Below are 8,159 nucleotides of genomic sequence, written 5' to 3' on the forward strand. Positions count from 1 at the left end.
AAAAACCGAGCCTAGTGCTCGGTTTTTTAATGGGTATAATTCCTGATTTACCTTGATCATCGTTCCATGATGTTCGGTTGATAAAGCGCTCTCCGATCGTGATTTGTCGCTGAACCTCATGTTATTGTTAGTCTTATCCCGACATGAACCTGATTCAAGTACTCCCCGAGTATCATCGGGGTGATCGCCAAGCGTATTTAGTGTACAAAGAAAGAAAATATCAGCCGAAGGCATTGACCTTGCTCATCGACGCTTTGATTGAATGTTTTCAATCAGTTCATAGTGATGAGTTCAGTCAAATGAAAAGGAGAAAGAAATGAAAGTAAGTTTTATCGGGCTAGGTGTCATGGGTTTCCCAATGGCAGGCCACCTAGTCAAAGCCGGTTTTGAGGTAACGGTATATAACCGCACTCATAGCAAAGCATTAGACTGGGCTGATAAACACCAAGGTAAAGCCGCTGAGAGCGTGGCTGAGTGTGTCGCAGAAGCCGACGTAGTATTGGTTTGTGTAGGCAACGATGACGACGTGCGCAGCATGACAACCAGCGAAACAGGCGCACTGGCGGCAATGAAGCCAAACGCGATTCTTGTTGACCACACCACAACGTCTGCAATCCTGTCTGAAGAGCTTGAAGTCGCTGCGAAGCAAACAGGTGTTCGCTTCATGGATGCACCAGTGTCTGGTGGTCAAGCGGGCGCAGAAAATGGCGTGCTAACTATCATGTGTGGTGGTGAGCAAGAGCTATTCAACGACCTTCAACCTGTATTTGAAGCTTACGGTAAATCGTCAGTTCTGATGGGTAAAGTAGGCCAAGGTCAACGCGCGAAAATGGTTAACCAGATCTGTATCGCGGGTGTATTGAATGGCTTATCTGAAGGTTTGGTACTGGCTGAAAAATCAGGTTTGGATATCCCAACGCTGGTTGATTGCCTTAAAAACGGCGCAGCAGGTTCATGGCAGATGGAAAACCGTGCTACCACAATGGCGCAAGACAAGTTCGATTTCGGCTTCGCAATTGATTGGATGATCAAAGATTTAGGTTTCTGCCTAGATGAAGCAGAGCGTCAAGGCATTCAACTGCCATTGACGGAAAAGACAAACAACGCCTACAAGGCACTGTCTGCCCAAGGACAAGGCCGCATGGATACGTCAGTATTGATGAAAGCTGTGGTTGAAGAGACGAAGAAGTAGAAGAGACAAAGAAGTAGCAAGACAGAAGTAATACAAGCTTCGTTTAAATAACTAAAGATAGCCGCTGATTAGCGGCTATTTTTGTTTGTACTCACTTAGAAATACGTGAAAGAGTTTGTTCTGAAACTCACCATCGAACAAAATCTTGTTGCAAATCTCATATCACAAGATGAGCTTGGATCATTTCCGAGACTGTAAAAACTTTTCGCCCCTACAAAGTAATGTCTAATTTTACTCACCCCCTTAAAAATTGTTCCCGACGTCTTCTGATGGGTGCAGTCCATCGCTAGAGATTGGTTTGGTCCGTATTGTTGGTTAATAATTACCGCATAAACCAAAACACAGATTTACTTTTCATCTAATTAAGGCTTCAAATCATGACAAAACCATCAAAACTCTTTACCAGTATCGCTTCTGCTTTGGCATTGACCGCTAGTGTTTCAGTATGGGCTGACGAGCAAGACTTTAGTTCGATGCAAATGCAAGGTGTCGAAAAAGTCGACATTCAAGTTGATATAGAAGGCGCTGCGCAACGTTTATCGCAAGCGGTTCAGTTTCAAACTATCTCTAACCAAGACCGCAGTGATTTTGATGAGCAGGCTTTTCGTGACTACCACCAGTTTCTTGAAGAATCGTACCCATTAGTGCACAAAACGCTCAAGCGAGAAGAAGTCGGTGACCCGCGTCCTTTCAGCTTAATTTACACTTGGGAAGGTAAAGATCCATCACTTGCTCCCGCTATCTTTATGGCGCACCAAGATGTTGTACCAATTGCAGAAGAGTCTCGCGATGAGTGGAAAGAAGAGCCCTTTTCAGGAGTGATTAAAGACGGTTATATCTGGGGACGCGGCTCTTTAGATGATAAAAACCAACTTCAGGCACTTTTAGAAGCCACTGAAATGAAGCTAAAAGAAGGCTTCCAACCTGAACGTACCATTTTGTTTGTTTTTGGTCACGATGAAGAAGTAGGTGGGCCTGAAGGCGCGAAGCACGCTGCTGATATCATTGAACAACGTTATGAAAAAATCGCGTTTGTTATGGACGAATCTGCGCCATTGGTCCCTGGAATATTCCCTGGCATTCGTGAAAATACAGCATTAATCGGTATTGCCCAAAAAGGCTTCGTTAGTCTTGAGATTGCTATCAATGGTGTTGGTGGTCACTCATCACAACCGGGCGAAGAATCGAATATTGTCGCGTTAGCAAAAGCAGTTGAGAAAGTTGAAGCAGCGCAATTCCCTTACAAAATTCACGATGCGGTGAGATACCAATATCGATACATGGGGCCGGAACTTCCAGAAGCGCAGCAACCACTCTATAAAGCCGTTGCTTATGGCAATAACGATACCGTGACAGATCTAGAACAAAAGTTCATTGAAGTAATGTCAGAAAACCAAGTGACTCGTGCCATGCTTCATACAACAACCGCCGTTACTATGTTTAATGCCGGTATCAAAGATAATGTATTGCCACCAGCAGCCACCGCCGTTGTCAACTTTAGACCGATGCCGGGTGACACTCCTGAGGTGATTATTGAACATGTGAAAAAAGCCATTGGCGATGACCGCATAACAATACGTGATATCTCAGCATCAACACCAGCAACGAATGTTGCGGACCCAAGTGGTCCTGGCTACGCGATGCTTGAAAAAACGATTCGTCAAACTTGGGGTAATGACCTGATTGTTTCACCGTTCTTTGTCATTGGTGGATCAGACTCTAAACACTTCCAAGCCCGAGACTTTGCCCCTGATGTATATACAATGACGGCGATACAATTAGAAAGCGTAAAAGAATTCGAAGGCTTTCACGGCGTGAACGAACGTATCTTAGTTGAAGAATACGGCCGCTCTATTGGGTTCTTCTACCAACTAATGGATAACCTCGAAAATCTGTAATTCAAATATTATTGACTGATATAAACGAGACAGTGGCTAAGATTTTCTTAGCCATTTGTTCATTGGCTCTTATTCTTATTAGAAAATATTGACATGAAAAATACATTATTAATGGTTATGGCTTGCTGTTTTAGTTTGTTCACACAAGCGGCTGAAACGATATCTTGGGAGTCATTAAGACCTGTGCAGAATCAGTATCAGGTTCTTTCTCCTGGGAATAAGGCACTACTTTCTGAGATTTACGCCTACGAGGCTGTTCAAAAAACTCGTCAGTTAAGTCCAATGGAAAAAGATGGATACAATCAACGCGTGGTATTGGCTGAAAAGTTTGGCTTAAACGTACGTGATCTGCTTGTACAAAGAACACAACAAATGAACGATATTGTTCCCGACCTTAGTATTAACGATATGAAATTAGCCGGGTTTTTAGTCCCGCTCGAAATGGAAGGCTTAATAGGAACGCAGTTCATTTTAGTGCCAACTGCAGGGGCTTGCATTCACACACCTCCCCCACCTGTAAACCAAACGATTTTGGTCGAATTTCCCGAAGGCCATGAATTGCAAAGTTTATACACACCAGTATGGGTGACAGGGAACATTAAAACAGGGGCGGTTGATACGTCAGTTGCACTTTCTGATGGCAATCAAGATATTCAAACTGGATACGTCATTGATGCGTCGGATATTGAGCTTTATCACTAAATCTGATCAACTAATTTAGAATATAAAGGGTGACTAACGGGGGAATAGTAAGGTTCAGTCGACTCACTATGTGCCGTCTAACTCACTTCTTTTCATGCTCCCCACTTTGATCTTTGATGGAAGCAATCCATCGGAGGCGATGAGGCGTTATTCCGTTTTCCTTATACCGTGTCTGTATTTATACAGGCAACTGGCTCGCAGCTTTTGCATTCAGTTCGCCCTACAGCACTTATATACCCATAGGAAAACCAATATGAAAAACCTAATCGCTATATCCATAGTAACGGCTCTATCTGCAAGCTCAGCGTTTGCCAATGAGAGCGTTAATGAATTATCTACAAATACAGATGTTTAAAACACTCATGACTTTTTCTTGAAAAAAGGTAATCGAGTTAAACTTCAGTTTCCTATCGAGCAATCCAAGTTTGCTTGGCAGAACCTAAGTCGTTTCTACCCTACCGCTCAAATTGAACGTGATGGACCTGTTTATCAATTCCCATATCAAATTGATCAAAATATTGGTGAAATATCAGCGACTGTACACGGTGAGAGTAAAACTCTAAATGAACACCTAGATTCCTACCCTGTCGATGCTTTTCTTGTTGTTAAGAGTGGAGAGGTTGTCTTTGAGCGTTACAACACGATGCGAAAAACAGACAAGCATAATTGGTTTTCAAATTCAAAAATAACAGTAGGTATCGAGCTGGCTAAATTGGTCAACGAGGGGAAAGTTAACCCGAGTGATCCTATTTCTAAATACATTCCTGAATTAAAGGGATCTGACTGGGATACCGTATCCGTTTCTGATACTGCAAATATGGCGACAGGCTTGAACGCAACAGAGCATGATGAGCCAGAGGCTGACTCACGTATAAATCCAGAACAACCTTGGTTTAAATGGGCGGTTTCCATTGGTGTGTTTGAAGGTGAAGGCAACCAAAGCCCACTTGAAGTGCTGGCTGAAATGAAGCGAAGAGCACCGGGCGGAAAAACATTCGAATACAATTCAATTAATACGTTTGTTCTAGCACGACTTATTGAGAACGTTCGTAACTTACCCATGAATGAGATTGTCAGTCGTGATATGTGGCAGAAGATGGGGGCCAATAATGACGCTTATACTGTTGTTTCTCCACAAGGGGGGTACCCTTTAATGTTTTTCTCAATGAATACCACAATTGAAGATATGACTAAATTCGGTATGTTACTTACTCCGTCAGCCACAAAGTTGGGCAATGGTGGTGTTAGCAAAGAAGTCATTACGTTAATTCAAGACTCTGGTAAACCAGAAGCTTACGGTGGTGGTTATGTGGGTAAGATGATGGAAAACTCTTTCTACAACGACACAAACATCAAGAATGGTTATCAATTTGATGCAATCTTTGAGGACGGCGATTTATTCAAGGCAGGTGTTGGCGGTCAAGGTATGTATATTTCACCAGAAAAAGATTTAGTTATATCTTTCTTTTCAACCAGTGACGGTAAAAACCAAGAAGAAACTTATGCTCGTGAGATTGCTAAATATTTTAGCCGCTAATTATGCACGGTGATTGCCACCTAATGTGGTTAATCATTGATAGGTTTGGACATTGAATAAGTTTTATTTTTTTGTAACGCCAGTCGCCTGACTGGCGTTTTTTTGTTTGCTGAGCTTGGTTATTGATTCCCTGTGAGTGCGTAATTAAGTATCACGATATCTTTACATTTACAGAGCGATCCATTATCGCTTGTGGTAAGGCCGAACTGAGTAGTAAATCGTGGCTATTTTAATAAAGAAGAGTGAGAGGGTGTAAGGAAAACAATACGTTCAAAGGCGAATCTCTCGATTCGCCTTTGAACGTATTGTGGATTTTTGTCGCTTTAGAAGAATACTTTGTATTGGAACCAAACCACGGTGTCGTCAATGTCTAGTTTTTGATTGGTTGATTCCATGCTTCCATAAGTATTTTCAACCTTGACTTGTCCCCAACGTGTTTTGTCTGCCGAAAAAGGAGTTGCTGCGAGTAGGGTGGTTTTAACAGTACTCGTTTCAATATCACCATCCATGTACGTAAATTCTGGGTAGGCTGCAAAGTAAGTACCATCGGCGCCCGGCTTCCAAACTGCATAAGCAGCAGCCATACCACCTACGATGCTATTGTCTGTCACACCGAAGGCACTAGTTGTGTTGTCTGAATATTCACCGCCCATCACTGCTGCGCGGCCAAAAAAGGTCAGGGAGTCTATTGGAGTTCTAAAAATAGCAATACCACCGACTGCAGCTGTAGTAAAGCTTGCATTATCAATGATATCTAATGATGCGGCTACACGAGGTGTCATGGCATTATTTACATTGAACACATGGAAGTATTGAGCTCGGCTGTCTTTATATTTACCTTCATTATCCATTGAGCCTTCCAATGTGACCATAGACATCTGCCCGTTGTCATAAGTATATGATAGAGCGCCCGATAGCTTTAGATCACCTATGTTGTTGGTTGCCACATACATATTAGTACTAGCGCGAGTCATATCGGACGGGTCAACTTTTTGAGTGTCATCAGCAAATGCTGAAATAGAAATGGTAGCAAGTAAAGCCGTAGACAAAGCGGTCACTTTGAGTTTAGTCATGGAAAGTTCCTGAATTATTTAAGTTAAGTTGCTGAAGCAATGACGCAACTTTACATAAGGTTTTTAGACTCATTAACTCGCTAGCGATGGGCTTAAACCATCATTGTCATCCAAACAGCGTCGGGAAAGGGGGGGAGAGCGGTTTCTCGTGGTAAAAAATATATTAGTAAAGTGTATTTTGGAAGATATCTAGAATTGAAGTTAGAGCATGTTGATAGAAATGTGTTGTTTGATAAGAGAAACAGACACTGTATTGGTTAATATAGATTCTGGTGGTAAGATTTATTATCGAATATGAGGGCTTGCAGGGCATAACATGAACTTTAGTCTTGAACAATTAAATACTTTCGTTGCGGTATATGAACAACAAGCTTTTAGTAAAGCGGCGATAAAATTAAACAAGCACCGAACAACGGTTGCACAAGTCATCACGAGTTTAGAAGACCAGTTAGCGATCACTCTATTCGATAGGTTGAGCCGCAGTGTCGAACCCACTGAAGATGCAGTACTCCTTTATCATTACGCAAAGCAAATACTAGAGCAGGCAAAAACGCTTGATAGATTTGCATTGAGTCTTTCATTTGGCGGGTTAGAGTCGGTGACGATTGCTTATGCGAGCTTTTTACCTCATCACGTTGTTTCTAAAATTCGTCGACAGCTTTATGAAGACTTCCCATCCATGCGCGTTAATTTTTTGGTCAGGACGAAACCAGAAATAAAAGCAGGAATTGAAGATGGAAGCATCCATTTTGGGATTGTGAACATATACGAAAGCAAAGTGATCAATAGTATTGATTTTACTTTTTTAGGGAATATGCCTTTTGTTCCATTTGCTCATGCAGGAAGTGAATTATCGGCTAAGCCTTCAAACGAAACGCTCTCAACGATGAAGTCTTTACGCCAATTTGTACTGAAATCTATGGTCGACGATAACATGACAGAGAAGGCTGTTGTTTCTTCGAAACATGAATATGTTGATCAATTAGCAGTCATTGTTAAGCTTGTCCAAGATGATTTTGGCTGGGCTCTTTTACCAAAATCGATAATTGACTCTGAATATGTGACTGAAAATTTGGTAGAGATAAAATGTGACGAGATCAAACAAGAAATAATGGTCCCTATCTCCCTTTGGTGTCCACATTCAAAACAAATTGCTCAGGTAAAAAAATCGATCATCAAGGTCGCTGATTATTATATAAACAAATCAGCGTACTAAAAAATGGACACTTTATTGGGATGAATTTATCAGGCTATAGAAGTATTTATCTTGATGAGCTATCTATTATGAACTTGTTTAGGGCACTTTGATTTATAAAGTGCCACGAGTTAAAAATCGGTCTATCCAAGTTGTGGACATTAATGAGCTACAGCTTCCCCTAAATTAGCAACTCATAGATAACTAAAGGTATGGAAAGTCGCTTAACGTTGCGTCCAGTATTGATGGTGCAGATCACCTTTAATAGCTTGAAGTGCACAATAACTGAATCTAGTAAATGTCCTGCACCTCTAGCTTTTCTAGGCTTACATCACAACTGATATTACTTTTCTCGGCGCCAAGATACGACAAATGCACTGTAAGCGCGTCATAAACCCCGCATTCTAATCGTTTTGCACGAGTAATAAGATCAGGTCTTCAACCACAAGGAGACTTGCAATGGCAATTCGACGCACAAACCAAGAATGGGAAACTCTTCTAGAAAGCTATGAGCACAGCAACATCACTCAACGTGCTTTCTGTGAACAGCACGGACTCAGCT

At 41.8% G+C, this 8,159-nt stretch carries 5 protein-coding genes and 3 pseudogenes; 7 read left to right on the forward strand and 1 reads right to left on the reverse strand.

Features of this window, described 5'->3' with window-relative positions:
* Positions 1-137 precede the first annotated feature (137 nt).
* The 5 genes and pseudogenes from L1D22_RS17235 to L1D22_RS17255 all read left to right on the forward strand — a co-directional run.
* Positions 138-320: pseudogene (locus L1D22_RS17235) on the forward strand (hypothetical protein); the annotation flags it as partial.
* Positions 317-1,192 (forward strand): NAD(P)-dependent oxidoreductase, encoded by an 876-nt coding sequence (locus L1D22_RS17240; RefSeq protein WP_123300323.1) that lies wholly within the window; start codon positions 317-319, stop codon positions 1,190-1,192. The pseudogene L1D22_RS17235 and the gene L1D22_RS17240, both read left to right, overlap by 4 nt.
* Positions 1,193-1,569: 377 nt before the next feature.
* The gene (locus L1D22_RS17245; RefSeq protein ID WP_239830669.1) at positions 1,570-3,090 is read left to right on the forward strand and encodes a M20 family peptidase; all 1,521 of its coding nucleotides are present in this window, start codon (positions 1,570-1,572) and stop codon (positions 3,088-3,090) included.
* Between the two features lie 93 nt (positions 3,091-3,183).
* On the forward strand, positions 3,184-3,792 hold the full coding sequence (locus L1D22_RS17250; RefSeq protein WP_239830670.1) for a DUF3299 domain-containing protein: 609 nt from the start codon (positions 3,184-3,186) through the stop codon (positions 3,790-3,792).
* A gap of 253 nt (positions 3,793-4,045) precedes the next feature.
* Positions 4,046-5,329, forward strand: a pseudogene (locus L1D22_RS17255) (serine hydrolase).
* A gap of 323 nt (positions 5,330-5,652) precedes the next feature.
* Here L1D22_RS17255 and L1D22_RS17260 read toward each other — a convergent pair.
* Positions 5,653-6,402: a hypothetical protein gene (locus L1D22_RS17260; protein ID WP_239830671.1), complete on the reverse strand. Its 750-nt coding sequence runs from the start codon at positions 6,400-6,402 to the stop codon at positions 5,653-5,655.
* A gap of 316 nt (positions 6,403-6,718) precedes the next feature.
* Here L1D22_RS17260 and L1D22_RS17265 point away from each other — a divergent pair, with 316 nt between their 5' ends.
* The gene (locus L1D22_RS17265; RefSeq protein ID WP_239830672.1) at positions 6,719-7,618 is read left to right on the forward strand and encodes a LysR family transcriptional regulator; all 900 of its coding nucleotides are present in this window, start codon (positions 6,719-6,721) and stop codon (positions 7,616-7,618) included.
* A gap of 438 nt (positions 7,619-8,056) precedes the next feature.
* A pseudogene (locus L1D22_RS17270) lies at positions 8,057-8,159 on the forward strand (IS66 family insertion sequence element accessory protein TnpB); the annotation flags it as partial.

Origin of the sequence: Vibrio sp. Isolate34 (assembly GCF_022397915.1) — a bacterium.
GTDB lineage: Bacteria > Pseudomonadota > Gammaproteobacteria > Enterobacterales > Vibrionaceae > Vibrio.